Annotated in this window: 1 protein-coding gene; it reads left to right on the top strand. The window is 37.7% G+C overall.

The features are described from left to right. On the top strand, positions 1-483 hold a 483-nt coding region (locus tag KSHG_RS17245), incomplete at its 5' end, for a rolling circle replication-associated protein (RefSeq protein ID WP_438821527.1). Positions 484-1,399 lie beyond the last annotated feature (916 nt).

Raw genomic sequence — 1,399 nt, 5'->3', positions numbered from 1 at the left:
CTGTTTAGGTCGTTTATAAAGAAATTGAATTACGCTTTGTTTAAGAAACATAGTGGATTGAAATATGTATGCGTAGTTGAACGCCAGGAACGTGGGGCGCTGCATTATCACATTGTGCTGTTTAATATGCCATTTATGCCAGTAGATGATTTGGCGAAAATCTGGGGACATGGTTTTGTGCGGATCAACGCAATAGATGACGTTGATAATTTGGGTGCTTATGTTGTGAAGTACATCGAGAAAACGATGAACGAAATGCAAGAAAAGAAATCGGCTAAAGTGAAAGATAAAAAGCTATATTTTGCGAGTAGAGGATTGCACAAACCTGTTGAGATTTCAGACGGTACTAATGCTGGAAAAGAAGAAATTTTAAATATTGCGGAAAAGGTAAAAGGGCATGAGGTTTTTAGGAAAACTTATGAGAGTGAGTATTACGAAACCTTTGAAGTGATTCAATATAATTTAGCACGAGAAAAGAGCTGACGAAAGTCGGCTTTTTTTGTGCGGAAAAATCGAGTGAAACGACAAAAAGAAAATGAAATTTTCGAGAAGGTTTTAGGAAAAATTCCTAACAAGCGAAAATGAAATTTTAGGGTTTTGCATGACAAACCCGTAGCTTGCCATTATTAATTTTGAGCCTCGCAGAGCCTTCGTTTTGTACACAATGTGTCAAAACATCGAGAAGGTTACTTTGCCAAAGTAACAAAGCTTTTAAATTGCTAGAAGAAAAAATAATGTGAAGTGTCAACGGTAAATCGCAACGGAAAAGTTCTGCGTGATTTTTCGCAGATCTTTGAAGTGAGAATTTAAGGAGTTGATACGTGGAGGTGATTTACAACCTCTTGTTCTTTTCAAATGCGCAGCGTTTGGAAACGCCCAATGGCGAATGGTGGTTTTGGGGAGTTTGAACCCTTTTTTAAAAGGGGGCAAGGTCTTGTAATTTGGGAGTTTGAACGGAGTGAAAAACGACCTTCTTTTACTTAACTTGATTATAGTGACACTTAAGTCAAAAGGATGGTACAATGTCCATAACGTAAAAAAACCCTCTCGCATTAATCGGTTATTGACAGTAACCGTACGAAAGGGAGTTATAAATATAAAATATTCAACTAAGGTAATTGTATCAGGAAACGTTGTTGAGGTCTACAGGTATGGTTTACCAGTTCGAGTGGGTAAAGACAAAACGAGTTTTGAAAGACGTGGTACTAAAAAGGCTTTAGAAACGTCTGAGGAGGTCGTGAAGGTGAAAGATGATAAAAACCTAAAGGATTCGCTTAGAAGGACGAGAAACACGCTTAGAAGGCTTATAAATGCGAATACAGGCAAGTGGAACGAGCGAGAGAAGTTTTTTACGTTAACTTTCAAAGAAAATGTTACTGACCATGAACAAGCGAACGAA

Source organism: Kurthia senegalensis (assembly GCF_000285595.1).
Lineage (GTDB): Bacteria > Bacillota > Bacilli > Bacillales_A > Planococcaceae > Kurthia > Kurthia senegalensis.
The sequence above is the reverse complement of the archived record's forward strand: the minus strand, read 5'-3'. Positions and strand labels throughout refer to the sequence as shown.